This is a genomic window from Streptomyces colonosanans (assembly GCF_001866645.1).
GTDB lineage: Bacteria > Actinomycetota > Actinomycetes > Streptomycetales > Streptomycetaceae > Streptomyces > Streptomyces colonosanans.
This window is the reverse complement of the sequence record NZ_MLYP01000022.1, coordinates 1-15,539: the sequence shown is the minus strand read 5'-3', so window position 1 is coordinate 15,539 and position 15,539 is coordinate 1. Positions and strand designations below refer to the sequence as shown.

Annotated in this window: 15 protein-coding genes; 10 read left to right on the top strand and 5 right to left on the bottom strand. The window is 71.2% G+C overall.

The window, feature by feature from the left end; all coding sequences use genetic code 11:
• Nucleotides 1–182 precede the first annotated feature (182 nt).
• Nucleotides 183–1,421, top strand: coding sequence for a DUF4241 domain-containing protein (locus BIV24_RS08355; protein ID WP_107459278.1), 1,239 nt, complete (start codon nucleotides 183–185; stop codon nucleotides 1,419–1,421).
• Nucleotides 1,422–1,478: 57 nt separating this feature from the next.
• Here the strand turns inward: BIV24_RS08355 and BIV24_RS08350 are convergent, their stop codons facing one another.
• Entirely contained in the window at nucleotides 1,479–2,057 is a 579-nt protein-coding gene (locus BIV24_RS08350) for a TetR/AcrR family transcriptional regulator (protein ID WP_071365556.1), read from the bottom strand.
• A gap of 283 nt (nucleotides 2,058–2,340) precedes the next feature.
• On the opposite strand from BIV24_RS08350, the gene BIV24_RS08345 reads away from it, so the two are divergent.
• Genes BIV24_RS08345 through BIV24_RS34195 form a run of 4 tightly spaced genes read left to right on the top strand, consistent with a single transcriptional unit; the run spans nucleotide 2,341 to nucleotide 6,179 of the window.
• Entirely contained in the window at nucleotides 2,341–2,904 is a 564-nt protein-coding gene (locus BIV24_RS08345) for a 2Fe-2S iron-sulfur cluster-binding protein (RefSeq protein WP_071365555.1), read from the top strand.
• A complete protein-coding gene (locus tag BIV24_RS08340; protein ID WP_071365554.1) occupies nucleotides 2,901–3,893 on the top strand; it encodes an FAD binding domain-containing protein in 993 nt (330 codons plus the stop codon). Before BIV24_RS08345 ends, BIV24_RS08340 begins: the two co-directional genes overlap by 4 nt.
• Nucleotides 3,890–6,010: a xanthine dehydrogenase family protein molybdopterin-binding subunit gene (locus BIV24_RS08335; RefSeq protein WP_071365553.1), complete on the top strand. Its 2,121-nt coding sequence runs from the start codon at nucleotides 3,890–3,892 to the stop codon at nucleotides 6,008–6,010. The genes BIV24_RS08340 and BIV24_RS08335 overlap by 4 nt, the downstream gene beginning before the upstream one ends.
• Nucleotides 6,003–6,179 carry a hypothetical protein gene (locus tag BIV24_RS34195; protein ID WP_177198643.1) on the top strand — a complete coding sequence of 59 codons (177 nt, stop codon included), beginning with the start codon at nucleotides 6,003–6,005 and terminating at the stop codon, nucleotides 6,177–6,179. The genes BIV24_RS08335 and BIV24_RS34195 overlap by 8 nt, the downstream gene beginning before the upstream one ends.
• Before the next feature lie 98 nt (nucleotides 6,180–6,277).
• Here BIV24_RS34195 and BIV24_RS08330 read toward each other — a convergent pair whose 3' ends face one another.
• Nucleotides 6,278–6,682, bottom strand: a complete 405-nt coding sequence (locus BIV24_RS08330; RefSeq protein WP_071365552.1) for a DUF5997 family protein — start codon at nucleotides 6,680–6,682, stop codon at nucleotides 6,278–6,280.
• Nucleotides 6,683–6,740: 58 nt separating this feature from the next.
• Here BIV24_RS08330 and BIV24_RS08325 point away from each other — a divergent pair, with 58 nt between their 5' ends.
• Entirely contained in the window at nucleotides 6,741–7,508 is a 768-nt protein-coding gene (locus BIV24_RS08325) for a LysR family substrate-binding domain-containing protein (RefSeq protein WP_071365551.1), read from the top strand.
• Nucleotides 7,509–7,648: 140 nt separating this feature from the next.
• On the opposite strand, the gene BIV24_RS08320 is transcribed toward BIV24_RS08325, so the two are convergent.
• Nucleotides 7,649–8,125, bottom strand: coding sequence for an Lrp/AsnC family transcriptional regulator (locus BIV24_RS08320; RefSeq protein ID WP_071365550.1), 477 nt, complete (start codon nucleotides 8,123–8,125; stop codon nucleotides 7,649–7,651).
• A gap of 231 nt (nucleotides 8,126–8,356) precedes the next feature.
• Between BIV24_RS08320 and BIV24_RS08315 the strand changes: the two genes are divergently transcribed.
• Complete coding sequence (locus BIV24_RS08315) at nucleotides 8,357–9,844, top strand: FUSC family protein (RefSeq protein WP_071365632.1); 1,488 nt, start codon at nucleotides 8,357–8,359, stop codon at nucleotides 9,842–9,844.
• Nucleotides 9,845–10,165: 321 nt separating this feature from the next.
• Nucleotides 10,166–11,197 (top strand): lactonase family protein, encoded by a 1,032-nt coding sequence (locus BIV24_RS08310; RefSeq protein WP_071365549.1) that lies wholly within the window; start codon nucleotides 10,166–10,168, stop codon nucleotides 11,195–11,197.
• A 104-nt stretch (nucleotides 11,198–11,301) separates the two neighbouring features.
• Here the strand turns inward: BIV24_RS08310 and BIV24_RS08305 are convergent, their stop codons facing one another.
• On the bottom strand, nucleotides 11,302–12,222 hold the full coding sequence (locus tag BIV24_RS08305; protein ID WP_107459276.1) for a sirohydrochlorin chelatase: 921 nt from the start codon (nucleotides 12,220–12,222) through the stop codon (nucleotides 11,302–11,304).
• Nucleotides 12,223–12,465: 243 nt separating this feature from the next.
• Here BIV24_RS08305 and BIV24_RS08300 point away from each other — a divergent pair, with 243 nt between their 5' ends.
• Nucleotides 12,466–13,143 carry a uracil-DNA glycosylase gene (locus BIV24_RS08300; RefSeq protein ID WP_079168080.1) on the top strand — a complete coding sequence of 226 codons (678 nt, stop codon included), beginning with the start codon at nucleotides 12,466–12,468 and terminating at the stop codon, nucleotides 13,141–13,143.
• A 157-nt stretch (nucleotides 13,144–13,300) separates the two neighbouring features.
• Here the strand turns inward: BIV24_RS08300 and BIV24_RS08295 are convergent, their stop codons facing one another.
• On the bottom strand, nucleotides 13,301–14,539 hold the full coding sequence (locus BIV24_RS08295) for a PP2C family protein-serine/threonine phosphatase (protein WP_071365546.1): 1,239 nt from the start codon (nucleotides 14,537–14,539) through the stop codon (nucleotides 13,301–13,303).
• A gap of 201 nt (nucleotides 14,540–14,740) precedes the next feature.
• On the opposite strand from BIV24_RS08295, the gene BIV24_RS08290 reads away from it, so the two are divergent.
• Entirely contained in the window at nucleotides 14,741–15,049 is a 309-nt protein-coding gene (locus tag BIV24_RS08290; RefSeq protein ID WP_071365545.1) for a hypothetical protein, read from the top strand.
• Nucleotides 15,050–15,539 lie beyond the last annotated feature (490 nt).

The following is a 15,539-nucleotide window of genomic DNA, read 5'->3' as shown; positions in this document are numbered from 1 at the left end:
ACGCATTTACCTTCAACCGGCCTTGGGCACAAGGTCCGGAGCAGGTGCAGGCCCCTCACGTCTGCCCTGGTCCCTATTCGGCTCGCTGTCAGGGGCGGCCGCTACGGTGCATGCGAGTCGATCACGTGGGCAGACCGGGTTCGGCCTCGCGTAGGCGGGCCCGAGTCGGGAGGGACAGGCGCATGGCCGTGGTGGAAGTCTCGTACGCGGAGGGCTGGGACGTCGAAGCCCGTTGCGAGTTCGGGCCGCTGTCGGTGGAGGGGGCACGGAGGAAGGACAGCGACGGGCACCCGTACGTGGTGATCCATCGCGTGCCGGGCCGAGCGGTGCCGGTAGAGGTGCACCTCGTGGCGTGGGCCGATCACTACGTCGGGCAATGGACCTACGACGAGTCGGGCCGTCGGACCCACGAGGTGGACCTGCGGCTGCTCGAAGCCGACCGCCTGTTCCTGCGGCGGTACGTGCAGAGGCGGTATTCCTCGCCGGAGCAGCGCGACCGGGCGCGCGACGCCTGGCGGCTCACGCTGGATCTGTCGCCCGACGGCAAGGGGAGCAAGGTGATCGAAGAGCGTGGTGAGGGCGGCGGATCGTTCCACACACTCGCCGACGTGCCGGAGTCTAAGCGGTGGTATCCCCGGTCGGAGTTCGGCGTGCGGGCAGCCGGGAGTCCGAGTGTCTCCCCTGAGTCCGAGCCGGGAGAGCGTGAAACCCGAGAAGCCCGTAAGGAAGGACTGGAATCGCAGTTCCCGTGGAGGCCGCCCAGGCCGGGTCGGCCTGGACTTGCCCTGGAGGACCTCTTTCGGCCGGGAACCCGGTTCATTTCGGAGAACTGGGGCGAGATGACCGTCGACGGGATAGGGCACATCGCCACGCTCCGGGTTCCCAGTGGTCGGCTGGTCGTCGCGGATCCCCGGTATCGAGACGATCCCAGGGAACTCACCCAGCACATCCCGCCTGGTGAGTACCCCTTGCAGAAGGCCGTACTCGTCGGTGAGGGCGAGCATTTCGGCGAACGGTTCCCGGTCACGGAGGAACCCGTGGTGCGTCTGCTGATCGCCGACGAACCGGCGGTCACGTGGGAGATGGGGCTCAGTGAAGGTGACGATCCCCGGCTGCTCCTGGACGGCCACGCCTACGGCTTCGGCACCGACGTCGCGGCCGGCGGATTCGCCGACGCCTCGGGCTGGAGGACGTTGTCCGCCAAGATCCGGCGCTACTACGAGGAGAGCGACGAAAGCCACGCCGAGTCCGTCACGGACGGCTGCATATGCGTCACCGACGAGGAGACCGGTGGCGACCTGGTGACCTTCTCCACCGAGGGTGACGGGACCTGGCCGGTTTGGCTGGGCCGTTCCGCCACCGGCGAACTGGTCTCCGTGTCGGTTATCACGTCGTGGGTGGCGGATCTTCGGCAGTCGTGATCGTCGACAGGCCAGGTGGCCGTCGCGCGTGTCCGTCTCCAGGCTGGACGGCGGCGTTCACCGCCCGGGCGCTCCCGCGCGCAGTCCGGCCATGACGAGGTCCAGGAGCCGGGTGGCGCGGGGCCGCCAGTTGCCGCGGGGGTCGATCTGCCAGAGGCCGGCGATGGCGAGGAGGAAGTCGTCCGCCGTCACTCCCGGGCGGATGGTGCCGGCCTCCTCGTTGGTGCGGAGCAGGAGTTCGGCCGCGGCGGTCACTGGGGAGTGACCCGGTTTCGTCAGGCCTCCCGGCGCGCTGGTGGCCTGGCGGATGGCGTCCGCCAGGCCGGCCTTGGCCATGGCGAACCCGGCGAGGCGGTCCATCCACTCACGCAGGGCACGGTCGGGTTCCCGGCTCCGCAGCAGCTGGGCCGCGCTGTCGGCGACCTGCTGCATCTCGTAGCGGTAGACCTCGAGGACGAGCGCCTCGCGGTTGGGAAAGTTGCGGTAGAAGGTGCCCTGCCCTACGCCCGCCTTCTTGGCGATCACGCTCAGCGGAGCGTCTGCGGAGCACGTCAGCTCGGCCAGCGCCACTTCGAGGATGCGTTCACGGTTTCGTTGCGCGTCCGAGCGCAGAGGCGCGTCCTTCTTCTGCCGCACCCGTCCTCCTCATAGGCTCGTGGCCGAACCCGGTCTTGCTAAGCGGACAGCTGTCCGGTAACTTCCCCCAAGAACTGGACAGTTGTCCAATTAGATCCACCATAGCGGTGGTTGCGGCCGGTGCGTACGGCCGGTGGCCGTCGCCCTCCGCGTTCCTTCCCGGTACCTCGCGTGTTTCCGAAGCACTATCGCTCCGTACAGCGCCATCTCCCTGACTCCTGATTCGTCTGTCTGCCGGACCGCCCCACGACGTGGGGTCCGGATACGCGAAAGAAGGCTGATCATGGCCCCACCGACGTCCAGCGCCATCACCTTGAACATCAACGGCGAGAAGTACACGCTGTCCGTCGACCACCGCACCACCCTGCTCGACGCCCTGCGTGAGCGCCTCGATCTGACCGGTACGAAGAAGGGCTGTGACCAGGGGCAATGCGGTGCCTGCACAGTCCTGCTCGACGGGCGCCGGGCCGTGGCCTGCCTGCAGCTCGCGGTGTCGGCGGAGGGGCGCGAGGTCACCACCATCGAAGGCGTGGCCGAGGGTGAGCGGCTGCACCCGGTGCAGCAGGCGTTCCTCGACCTCGACGGTTACCAGTGCGGCTACTGCACGCCGGGGCAGATCTGCTCGGCCGTCGCGGTGATCGAGGAGCACGCGGCGGGCTGGCCGAGCGCCGTCACCGGCGACATCCGGCCCGAAGCGGGGCCGCCACCGCTGACCGCCGAGGAGATCCGGGAGCGCATGAGCGGCAACCTGTGCCGTTGCGGCGCGTATGTGTCGATCGTTCAGGCGGTCGCTCGAGCCGCCGCGGTCGAGGCGGGGGCTGAGGAGACCGGGGAGGCAGTGGCATGAGGGAGTTCGGCTATCAGAGGGCGTCCGATGTCGCCGGCGCGGTCGCGCTGCTCGGCGCAGACCCGGACGCACGCTTCCTCGGCGGGGGCACCAACCTCGTCGACCTGATGAAGACCGGCGTCGAGCGGCCGAGCCGGCTTGTCGACGTGCGTGAACTGCCCCTGGACCGGATCGAGTCGACGCAGGACGGCGGTCTGCGCATCGGCGCGACCGTCACCAACAGCGACCTGGCCGCCCACGCCGAAGTCCGCCGCCGCTACCCTGCGTTGGTGCAGGCGGTACTGGCCGGTGCCTCGGGGCAACTGCGCAACATGGCCACGGTCGGCGGGAACCTTCTCCAGCGCACCCGCTGCGGCTACTTCGGCGACGTCACCAAACCATGCAACAAGCGCGTGCCCGGCAGCGGGTGCCCCGCCATCGAGGGCGACCACCGCAACCACGCGATCCTGGGCGCCTCCCGCCACTGCGTGGCCGTCCATCCCTCGGACATGGGCGTGGCGCTGACGGCCTTCGACGCCGTCATCTCGTACGAAACCACCGAGGGGTCGGGCGAGTTGCCGCTCTGCGATTTCTATCTGCCGGTGGGTGACACCCCGCACCTGGAGACCGCCCTGCCGCCGGGGGCGCTGATCACCGGTGTCACCCTGCCGTCCGCCCCGGTCGCCGCCCGCTCGCGCTACCGGAAGGTGCGCGAGCGAGCCTCCTACGCGTTCGCGATCGGCTCGATCGCCGCCGCGCTCGACGTCCGGGACGGCGTCGTGAGCGATGTGCGTCTGGCCTTCGGGGCGGTCGCGTCGCGGCCGTGGCGGGCCCGGGCGGCCGAACGGGCGCTGACCGGGGCACGGGCCGACGGCGAGAGCTTCGCCGCCGCCGCGGACGCCGAACTCGCCGCGGCGGAGCCGCTGATCCACAACGGATACAAGGTGACACTGATGCGCAACCTCGTGGTGGCCGTCCTGTCCGAACTCCTCGAGGAGGCGTCCCGATGACCACCACCACCGGATCCACGACGGCGACGGGCTCCGTCGGTACCGCGCACACCCGCGTGGAGGGCCGGGACAAGGTCACCGGAGCGGCCCGCTACGCGGGGGATCTCCCCTTCAGCGAACTCGCTCACGGCTGGCTGGCGCTGTCCACCGTCGCCCGCGGCCGCATCCGCTCGGTGGAGAGCGCTGCCGTCCTCGGAATGCCGGGTGTCCTCACCGTCCTGCACCATCAGAACGCTCCACGTGTCGACAGCGACTACATCGGCGTGCTCGGAGTTCCGCCGGACCCGACCATCGCCCTCTTCCAGCACGACCGGGTGCAGCACGCGGGCTGGCCGGTGGCGCTGGTCGTCGCCGAGACCTCCGAGCAGGCAAGGGAGGCCGCCGAAGCGCTCGTGGTGCACTACGAGGAGGAGCCGCACGACGTCGCCTTCCTCGGCGAACGCCCGGACGCAAACCCGCTGGACACAACGGAGAAGGGAGACCTGGAATCCGAACTCGCCGCGTCCGCCGTCGTCGTGGACGCCGAGTACACCACCCCGGAAGAACACCACAACCCGATGGAGCCCCATGCGGCGACGGCCCGCTGGGAGGGCGGGCGACTCGAGGTCGTCGACTCCAACCAGGGCACCACATGGGTCGCGGACGAACTCGTGAAACTCTTCTGCCTCGACCCGGCCTCGGTGCGGGTGCGGTCCGAGCACGTCGGCGGCGGTTTCGGGGGCAAGGGGGTCCGCGCTCACCAGGTGGCCGCCGTGATGGCCGCCACCGTCCTCCAGCGCCCGGTCCGGGTCGTCATGACGCGTCGTCAGATGTTCTCGATCGCGGGTTACCGCAGCCCCACGGCGCAGCGGATCAGGCTGGGCGCCGACGCCGACGGGCGGCTGCGCGCGCTGGATCACCGGTCTTTGAACCTCACGTCGACCGTGTACGAGTTCACCGAGCCGTGCGCCGGGGTGGGACGGGTGCTGTATGACGCCGACGCCCACCACACGTCCAACCGGGTCGTACGCCTCGATGTGCCGACACCGACGTGGATGCGCGCTCCGGGCGAGGCACCGGGATCGTTCGCGCTGGAGTCGGCGCTCGACGAACTCGCCGAGAAGTGCGGCATCGACCCCATTGCACTGCGCGCACGCAACGAGCCCGAGCGGGGTCCCGTCTCCGGACTGCCGTTCAGCAGCCGCCGACTGCTCGACTGCTTCCGCGAGGGAGCCCGAAGGTTCGGCTGGGCGGACCGGGACCCGCGCCCCGGCCTGCGTCGTGACGGGCGCTGGTTGCTCGGCACCGGCACGGCGGCGTCCTCCTTCCCCGCCGGAGCCGCACCCTCCACGGCGGCCGTGACGGCGCAGCCGGACGGAACCTTCACCGTGCGGATCGCCGCGGCGGACATCGGTACCGGGGCCCGCACCGCGATCACCCTGGTCACCGCCGACGCGCTGGAGGTGGCACCGGACCGTGTACGGGTGCGGATCGGGGACAGCGACTTCGGGCCGGCGATGATCGCCGGCGGTTCGATGGGCACCCGCTCCTGGGCATGGGCGGTCACGACCGCGGCCAGGGAACTGCGCGAGCGGCTCGCCCTGGACGCCGGCATTCCGCCGGAGGGACTCACCGTGCGGTCGGACACCTCCGAGGCCATCCGCGCCCTTGCGCACAAGGAACGGCACTCTTTCGGAGCGCAGTTCGCCGAGGTCGCCGTGGACGTCACCACCGGCGAGGTGCGCGTGCGGCGCATGCTCGGCATCTTCGCGGCGGGCCGGATCGTCAACCCGCTCACCGCGCGCAACCAGCTCGTCGGCGGGATGATCTGGGGCATCTCCATGGCGCTGCACGAGGAGGCGGTCCGGGACCAGGTGTCGGGCGGCCACGCCGGCGCCGACCTCGCGGGCTATCACGTCGCCACGCACGCCGACGTACCGCTCATCGAGGCGGACTGGGTGGACGACCCCGACCCGGACGACCCGGTCGGGATCAAGGGCATCGGGGAGATCGGCATCGTGGGCGCCGCTGCGGCGATCGCCAACGCGGTCTGGCATGCGACCGGCGTCCGCCACCGGAGCCTGCCCATCCGGCCCGACCGCGTCCTGACCGCGGGCGAGGGAGCACGGAATGTTTGACCTAGCCGATGAACTGCACCGGTGGGCCGACGAAGGCCCTGCCTTGGCCGTCGTCACCGTCGGCGGCAGCACCGCGGCCCCCGGTGCCGCCCTCGCCGTCGACAGCGCTCGGTTTCCGGAGGCTGCGTGTGAAGCAGCGGTGTACAACCTGTGCGTCCAGGCGCGGTAAGACGGGTGTTCCGCTGACCGGCGCGCAGCCGCCGACTCAGCGGGACGAGGAAGAGCGGGGACGTCGGCGCGGCTGCCTGAAGAGGTCAGGGACAGAGATCAGGGACGCGGCCCGCGCGCCTGGTCGGCTCGTTCGGCGTTCTTCTTCTTGATGCGCGCCGCTTCCTTGCGGACCTCGGCCTGGGTGGCGCGCTCCTTCTCCAGCCACTCGGGCCGGGCCTGCTTCAGAGCCTCGATCTGCTCGGTGGTGAGGGGCTCGACGACTCCGCCGCGCGCGAGGCCCGCGATGGAGACGCCCAGCTTCGCCGCGACCACCGGGCGGGGGTGCGGGCCGTTGCTTCGCAGCTCCTGCAGCCACGCGGGCGGGGTCGCCTGGAGTTCGTTCAGTTCGGCGCGCGAGACGACACCCTCCTGGAACTCGGCAGGGGTGGCGGGGAGGTACACACCCAGCTTCTTCGCCGCCGTCGCCGGCTTCATCGTCTGGGTGGTCTGGTGCGACTTCATGTTGTCCAGACTATCGGCCGTGTACGAGACCTCCGACCACGCCCGGTAACCTGGCGGAGTGACAGGCACGGAAGCATCCCCCTCGTTCCGGCTCGCGTACGTCCCCGGGGTGACGCCCGCCAAGTGGGTCCGGATTTGGAACGAGCGCCTGCCGGATGTCCCCTTGGCCCTCGTCCAGGTGTCGGCCGCCGAAGCATCCGATGTGTTGCGCGACGGAGAGGCGGACGCGGGGCTCGTACGGCTGCCGGTCGACCGCACGGTCTTCAGTGCGATCCCCCTCTACACCGAGACGACGGTGGTCGTGGTCCCCAAGGACCACCTCGTGACGGCGGCGGAGGAGGTGTCGCTCGAGGATCTCACCGACGAAGTCGTCTTCCACCCCCTCGACGACGTCCTCGGCTGGGAGCGGCCGCCGGGCCTGCCCGCGTTCGAGCGGCCCGCCACGACGGCCGACGCCATCGAACTCGTGGCGGCGGGCGTGGGCCTGCTCGTCGTCCCGCAGTCCCTGGCACGTCTGCACCATCGCCGGGACCTCACGTACCGCCCGCTCGTGGACGCCCCCCAGTCGAGCGTCGGGTTGTCATGGCTCGAGGACGCGACCACCGATCTGGTCGAGGAATTCATCGGGATCGTCCGCGGGCGGACGGTCAACAGCTGGCGTGGCCGCACCCCCGCCCAAACCCCGACGCAACCGGAGCGCGACCGCGCCGGTGCGGCCGGCGCCCGGCGGAAGCCCGTGGCGGGGAAGTCGACGGGCCGGAGCCCGCGGAGCGGTTCCGCAGGCCCCAAGGGCGGCCGGCGTGGCAGGCCGCGGCGCCGGTCGTAGCCGCCGGCACTACGGCGGTGGCCGACCGGCGGTTTCGCGGCGCCCACCCTGATGAAGTCCCCGGTACCCGGCGCAGGTGAAGGCGTTCAGGCCGCCCGCGCCGGTTCGGCAACCGCTCCCGGGCCGCTCGGCGGTCGTGATCAGTTCGCGGCCGTGCGGCCGATCGACTCCACCAGGGGCAGCAGCCGATACGGCACGCGCTCGCGCAGTGCCACATCCGTACGGGTGCGGACGACCCCGGGCAGGCTGATCAGCGTCTGGATGACATCCTCCAGGTGCGCGTTGTCCCGCGCCACCACTCGGGTCATGAGATCACCGCCCCCGGTGACCGAGAACGCCTCGACGATCTCCGGTACGGCCGCGAGGGCGTCGCCCACCTCGTCCAGGTGCCCCTGGGTGACCTCGATGTGGACGAACGCGAGCACGGGATGCCCGAGTGCCGCGGGGGCCAGAGCGGGACCCGTGCCGGTGATCACCCCGTCGCGCTCCAACCGGTCCAGGCGGGCCTGGAGCGTGCCGCGTGCGATGCCGAGGATGCGGGCGTACTCACGCACGCTGGTACGGGGCTGCTGGAGCAGCAATTGCAGGATGCGGGTGTCGAGTGCGTCCACGGCCATGGACCGTTGGCCTCCCTTTCGTGCAAGTGGATCTCACTGAACTGTACCAATGGCTCAGTGAATCGTGATCCGCTTGAGCCACTGCCCTCCATTTGCTTTCCTTGTGCGTATCGATGGCGCCGCGCAGTGCGGGACCGGCAACGAAGCCGGAGTCCCTGCCCGCGGCGCCTTTCCCATGCTCCGACACGGCATCGAACACGAAATGGGGGCGGGCAGCCGACGGTGAAGAAGATGTTCACGGCTCCGGATCCGGGGCTGTTCCGGCTGCGCGTCTCGCTGCGCGCGGTGCTCGGTATCGGCCTCGCCGTGACGGCGTGCGAGATGGCGGGACTGTCCCGGCCCGCCTCGATCACCGGCGGGCTGGCCGCGCTCCTCGCGCTGTTCACGGTCGCCGACCCGACCGTGCGGGGCCAGGCGGTCACCACCGCGCTGCTTCCCGTCGTCGGTCTCCCCGTGCTTGCGCTCGCGACCACCCTGCACGGTGCCCCAGCGCTGCGGGACGCGGCCTGGCTGGCGGTGATCTTCACCGGCGTGTATGCCCGCCGCTGGGGGCCGCTGGGCCATGCGCTCGGCGTCTTCGCGTTCATGACCTTCTTCGTCGCGCTGCTCCTGCACGTCGTTCCCGGTCGACTGCCGGAGCTGTGCGCGGCCGTGATGCTGTCGCTGGGCGCCGCCTCGGTGGTGCGGTTCGGTGTGTGGTGCATCGAGCGGCGTACGCCGTTGCCCGTCGCGGCCGCCCCGCTCGACGGGCGCGGACTCGCCCGTCCTGCCACCCGCCAGGCGTTCCAGGCGGTCGCCGCCTGTGCCTTCGCGATCGTCGTGGGTCAGGCCCTGTCGCACGAGCGCTGGTACTGGGCCGTCGCCACGGTCTGGTGGATCTTCGTGAACACCGCCTCGCGCGGTGAGACGCTGGTACGCGGCTTCCGGCGTGTCGTCGGCACGGTCACCGGTATCGCCGCCGGGCTGCTGGTCGCCGTCCCGCTGCACGGCGATCCCGTGCCCTCGGCCGCGCTCGTCGCCGCCTGCGTGTTCGGGATCTTCTACACGGCCGCGTTGTCCTACAGCTGGATGATCTTCTTCGTCACCGTCCTGGCGGGCCTGCTCTACGGCGTCCTCGGCGTTCTGAGCCCGGGGCTGCTCGGCCTGCGCCTCGCGGAGACGGGTGCCGGGGCGCTGGGGGCCGCGCTTGCCGTCGCGTTCGTGCTGCCGATCACCACGCACACGGTGACCGACCACTGGGTGTGCCGGGTCCTGCGTGCCGTGCACGACTGCACCGCCGCGGCGGCGCGGCGGCTCGCGGGCGACCCGGAGGCGGACCCCGCGTTCCGCGCGGCGGAACTCGAGGCGCTTCTGGGGCGCGTGCACTCGGCACTCGCGCCGCTGGTGCATCCGCTGAACCCGCTGAGGGCACGCAAGGCGCGGGCCCTCAGGGTGCTCGCGCTGCTCGACGAGTGCGCCCACCAAGCGCGCGGCCTCGCCGATGTGGCGGCCGACCCGGACGCGTCGCACGACACCCGTCTCATGGACGCGTGCCGACGCGTCGAGACCGCGGTGGAGACGCTGCTCGGCGGGCTCCCCGAACGCGTCCTCACGGCCCCTTCGGTTGTCCCGGAGCGTCACCCCGGCGCCGAGCAGGCCCTCGCCCACCTCTATGGCCTCGAACGGGCCCTGGTCGCCCTGGCCGCACCGCTGCACGGCCCGTCGGCGGTCCGGGCCTGACAACCGCTACCGAACACTTGCCCAGTGCTCCATCCTTCAGGGTGGAGGTGAAGGGCATCCGGTCCCTTGCGGCCCGGAGGGCCGCAGCGGCATGGCTACGATTGCGCCATCCGATGACGGAGTTGTCGGATCTACCGCCGGACGGGCGGAAAGTGACGCCTGTGGAGGCCCCTGTAAGACCGATCTCCCCGGAGAGCGGCAAGGGCCGGTGAAGCAGGAACCCGAGGTGGCACCGCGTAGCGGTGCGGACCGCAATCTCCTGCCCTCGGGCAGGAGAGGACGTCAACGTCCTCCCGTAAGCGTCGACGAGAGGGGACAGCAGTGGCGGACGGCGACAGGCAGGGGCAGCGGCGGGCGTACATCGGCTCCTTCACATCGGCGGGAGGACGTGGTGTCCTCACGGCCACCGTGGATCCGGACAGCGGCGCGCTGACCGTTCTGAGCTCCGTGGGCGGGGTGCCCGACCCGTCGTACCTCGCGCTCTGCGCAGACATGCTGTACGCGGTCAGCGAGACCGCCGAGGGCGCGGTCGCCGCCTACCGTCTCGACGGCGACGGGCCCGAACTCGCCGGGCCGCCCGCCGCCGTCGGTGGCAGCGGGCCCACGCACCTGAGTGTGCACGCCGGCTACGTCCTGACCGCCAACTACGGTTCCGGCAGCGTCACCGCCCTTCCTCTGCGCGGCGACGGCACCCTGGCGACGGCCGTGCCCCTGGTGCTCCGGCACGAGGGCTCGGGGCCGGTTCCGCAGCGGCAGGAGGGGCCGCACGCCCACCAGGTACAGGCCGACCCGTGCGGCCGATGGGTCCTCAGCGTCGACCTCGGGACGGACTCCGTCCGGGTGTGCGTGTTGGAGGGCGGTGCCTGGCGGCTGCACCGCGAGACCGCGCTGCGTCCCGGCTCCGGGCCGCGTCACCTGGCCTTCCATCCGGACGGCGACCGCGCGTACGTCCTCAACGAACTGGTGCCGACCGTCACCATGTGCCGCTGGGACGCCGGGGACGGCGTGCTGAAGCCGGTCGCCGAGACGTCCGTGCTGTCCGACGTGCCCGTCGGTGAGGCCTACCCGTCGGGGGTCGTCGTCTCGCCCGATGGACGCTTCGTGTGGACGGCGACACGCGGACAGGACGTGCTGTCCGTGCTCGCCGTCGAGGGCGACGGGCTGAGGCAGGTGACCACGGTGCCCTGCGGGGGTGTCTGGCCACGGGCGATCGCCTGGTCGGAGGGGTACTTGTACGTCGCCAACGAGCGGTCAGGGGATGTGACCTGGTTCGCGGTGGACCCGGACTCGGGCGTGCCGCGGCGGGGCGGTTCGGTGGCGGTTCCCGCGGCCTCCTGCGTCGTGTTCGGCTGATCCAGGGCCCGGGAGTCGTCGGGCGAACCGCATGGCCCGGCAAGGCGAAGGGCCCGCTCCGGTGGGAGCGGGCCCTTCGTGGTCGAGATGAGGTTTGGTGCGGCTCAGCGGGCCGGGGTGCCCTGCGGCTGCTGCGGGGCGATGCCCAGCGCCGTCGTGTACTTGGAGAGTGCCAGCTTGCCGATCGCCGGGTAGGCGCCGAGCGGTTCGGCGGTGGCGCAGTCCGCCTCCTTGGTGGCGGCGTCCAGCAGCCCCGGATCCAGCTCCGGGCCGATCAAGTAGGGCGCGAGCGCCAGTTGCTGCGAGCCCGAGGAGCGCAGCTGCTCGGCGACGGCGACGATCGAGCCCTCCTGGTCCAGCGCCGCGGCCATCACTGGCACGGCGAGCCGCGCGGCCAGCAGCATGCCGGTGATCCCGGCCGCCTGGACGGCCTCGTCGCCGCCCACGGACGCGAGGATGATGCCGTCCGCGGCCGTCGCCACGGTGAACAGGCGGGCCCGGTCGGCGCGGGCGAGGCCGGACTCGGACAGACGTACGTGCAGGGCCTCGGCGAGCAGGGGGTGCGGGCCGAGGGCGTCAGTCAGTTCGGCCGCGACACGGCTGTCCATGACGGCCTGGCGGACCTGGCGCAGCAGCGCGCTGTCCGGACCGGCCAGCAGCGGCACCACCACGGCGACGGGGCCGTCGGGCTCCTTGGCCTCCACGCCGGCGGCGACGGCCTGCTCATAGCGTGCGGTGCGCTCCTCGGCGGTCTGCGTCAGAACCGAGCGCAGCGTGGGGTAATCGGAGTCGTCCCCGTCCAGGTAGCCGATCCGGGCGTTGAGGCCGAGCAGCTCGGAACGCGCGATGCTCACGACCTCCTCGGCCAGGCTACGCGTGGCGGCGCTGGGAGTGCCCGGCACCGCGAGGACGAGCGCGGGCGCGCCCTCGGGGGTCACCAGAGGTTCCGGGCGGCGGTGCCGCCCGGGCTGGCGGGGTCGCGGCATTCGTACAGGCAGGCCTGCGGGCCCAGTGGGGGAGCTCATGGCGCCGCATGCTACTGGCTTGGCGGGCTCCCCTGTTCGGGGAGGGGGCAGGTGAGCGGTATCTGTCCAATTTTGTCTGATGAGTTACGTTCTGATGATATGTGATCGATTCGGTCCGACTTCCCCACGCGTGCCGACTGCGTGGCACCTTGTCGAGGAGCGCCCTGACGGCAGGAGCCTTTCCTGCGTAGGGGCTGGCCTGTTGGTACGGATTGTCGGTGTGGGCCACTAGAGTGGCGCGGCGTGGCAAGACGACCGTTGCATGAACTTGTTGAGGCGGGCTGGGCGAAGGCTCTGGAGCCCGTGGCCGGGCGTATCTCGGGTATGGGGGACTTCCTTCGTGCCGAGGTGGCAGCCGGCCGGACGTATCTCCCGGCGGGAGCGAACGTCTTGCGGGCGTTCCAGCAGCCCTTTGACGACGTACGGGTTTTGATCGTCGGTCAGGATCCGTACCCGACGCCGGGTATGGCGATCGGTCTGAGTTTCGCCGTCGCGCCGGAGGTGCGATCGCTGCCGGGCAGTCTGGAGAACATCTACCGGGAGCTGAATACGGATCTGGGTCTGCCCAGGCCGTCCAACGGTGATCTGACCCCGTGGACCCGGCAGGGTGTGCTGCTCTTGAACAGGGCGCTGACCACGGCCCCGCGCAAGCCGGGCGCCCACCGGGGCAAGGGCTGGGAGGAGGTCACCGAGCAGGCCATCCGTGCACTTGTCGCGCGGGAGCGGCCGTTGGTGTCGGTCCTGTGGGGGCGGGATGCGCGCAATCTGCGTCCACTGCTCGGGGAGTATCCGGCGATCGAGTCGGCGCACCCTTCGCCGATGTCGGCGGACCGGGGTTTCTTCGGTTCGCGCCCCTTCAGCCGGGCCAATGACCTCCTCGTGCGGCAGGGGGCCGAGCCGGTGGACTGGCGACTGCCGTAGGCCATCGCGGGCGTGCCGGTGCGTCGCCCACCGCCTGTCCACCGTGCGGGCCGCCGAGACGGTCCTCGTCGTCGAGTCCGACGGGGACCGCGCGGTGGCCCGCTCGGTACAGCGCGCGGCAGGCGGCAGGGGTCCTGGGCCTTGAGGACGGCGGTGGTCACAGCCGGACGATGACGAGGGCGATGTCGTCCCGGGCGCCGCCACTCACCCCCAGTTGGGCCAGCACGACGTCGGCCACGCGTTCCGGGGCGAGGGTGCTGTGCCGGCCGAGGGCGTCGGTGAGCCGGGTCAGCCCCTCTTCGATGTGCTCGCCGCGCCGTTCGATCAGCCCGTCCGTGTAGAGCACGAGGGTGTCCCCCGTGCTGTAGGAGTGAATGGCCTGGGGGCGGGGCACATGCTGAGGCCGGGCGCCCAGCGGCGCGTCGGTGGCCTGGTCCAGCAGGTCGTACCCCCCGTCCGGACGGACGAGAATCGGCGGCGGATGTCCGGCGCTGCTGTAGACGATCAGCTTGCTGCGGGGGTCCACCAGTACCTTGACGGCAGTGGTGTTCAACGCTCCCTCCACCGACCGGGCGTAAAGGCCCAGCACCTCGAGGGCCTGGGCGGGGCGCCCCAGCGCGCGGATGGCCGCGCTCAGCGCGCTGCGGAGCATCCCCATGACGGCGGCGGCCTCCAGGCCGTGGCCGACGACGTCACCGACGGCCACCGCGAAGGAGCCGTCGGGCAGGTCAACCAGGTCGAACCAGTCGCCGCACACGCTCAGCGAGCCGGTGGCGGGCAGGTAGCGCACCGCCACGTCCTTGTGCCGGCAGAGATCGGGCGACTGGAGCATGGCTTCCTGGAGGGCGAGGGCCACATGGCGTTCGCGGGTGTGGGCCTGCCGCAGCTCCTCGTTCAGTGCCTGCAGCTCGCGCGCCCGCGCGTACAGCTCGGCCTCCAGGGCCACGCGCTCGGTGGGCGGCTCGGGCGGCCGCTCTTCCCCGGCGCCGCGCATGTGTACGTACGCGGTCACGTCCTCCGCCCTGTGGATGATCCATACCACCTGCCCGTCGGGGCCTACGACCGGCGTGTTGACCGGGGACCACCACCGCTCCTCGAATGTGCCGGGCCGACCCCTGACGGGGATGGCGTACTTCATGAAAGCCAGCGCATCGGGCTCCCGGGAGGCCAGCACCCGCTCCAGTGAGGCGTTCAGGGTCCGCACCCCTTCGGCCTCCGGGTCGTTCGGGTCATCCGGGAAGGCGTCGAAGATGTGCCGTCCGACCAGGTCCTCCCGGGTGTGTCCGGTCACGTCGAGGTACGCCTGGTTGACTTCGACGATCACCAGGGCGGGGTCCAGCACCAGGTAGGGGCTCGGTGTGGCGGCGAACAACGCCGCGTAGTCCAACCCCGACATCGTCACCTCTCCCTCGCTCCCCGCCCATCCCTTCACGCTACGATCCGGGCAGCTCAGACGCCCCCCGAGGCTCCGCTGCCCGGCCTGAGCGGTGCCGACGCACCAGGCACGGCCTCCGGCTCCCAGGGTGCCCCCGCCCCCTCGAGACGGGGTGGTGGGGCTCCCCGTACCGCCCGCCCGGCGGTACGGGATGATGGAGACATGGAGATCGAGGTGCTGGTCGTTCCGGACTGTCCGAACGAGAAGGTCGCCGCTGAACGGCTGAGGCAGGCCCTGGACGATGTCGGGCTGCGTGAGGTCGGCTTCACCACGCGTGTGGTCGCCGACCAGGCCGAGGCAGAGCGGAGCGGCTTCACGGGCTCCCCGACCATCCTGATCGAGGGGCGTGACCCGTTTGCCGAGCCCGGACGCGCGCCGGGGCTGGCCTGCCGGGTCTACCGCACGCCCGGTGGTCTGGCCGGCGCCCCCGGCGTCGAGCAGTTGCGGCAGGTACTGTCCCGTCTCAGTTGATCTTGTTTGCGGTCAGGCTCATGACGTGAGCCGACGCGAGGACGAGTGCGTCCGGGACGTGCTGGATGCTCCCCTCGCGTGGTCGCTCAACAGCACTTCCAACGTCTCGACACGGTCCCGCGGTCGCTGCCACGATCTCCTGATGCCCTCCACCATCCTTGGAGAACTCTGGTTGCGGGGCGTCGCCGCCGACCCCGCCGCGCCGTCCGACGTCCTACTACGCCTGTTGGACCCGGCCGCACGCGCGGCCTGGAGGGACCTGTGTGAGGAGCGCGAGCTTCCCGCGAGCCGGACTGCCGGCGGCCTGATGTTCACCTGTTTCTTGCGAGGAGGCGCCGGCGTTCACGCCGGGGGGCATCGCATCTTGTGACAGCGACGCGGAGCGTCGCCGCGTCCTGCTTTCCGGGCGTGGAGCGCCGCTGTGGCCTGGCCGGCGTAGCCGGGTGAAGACGAACGCGCGTGCCTGGGTTCGCCGATGGGGGTGATGGTG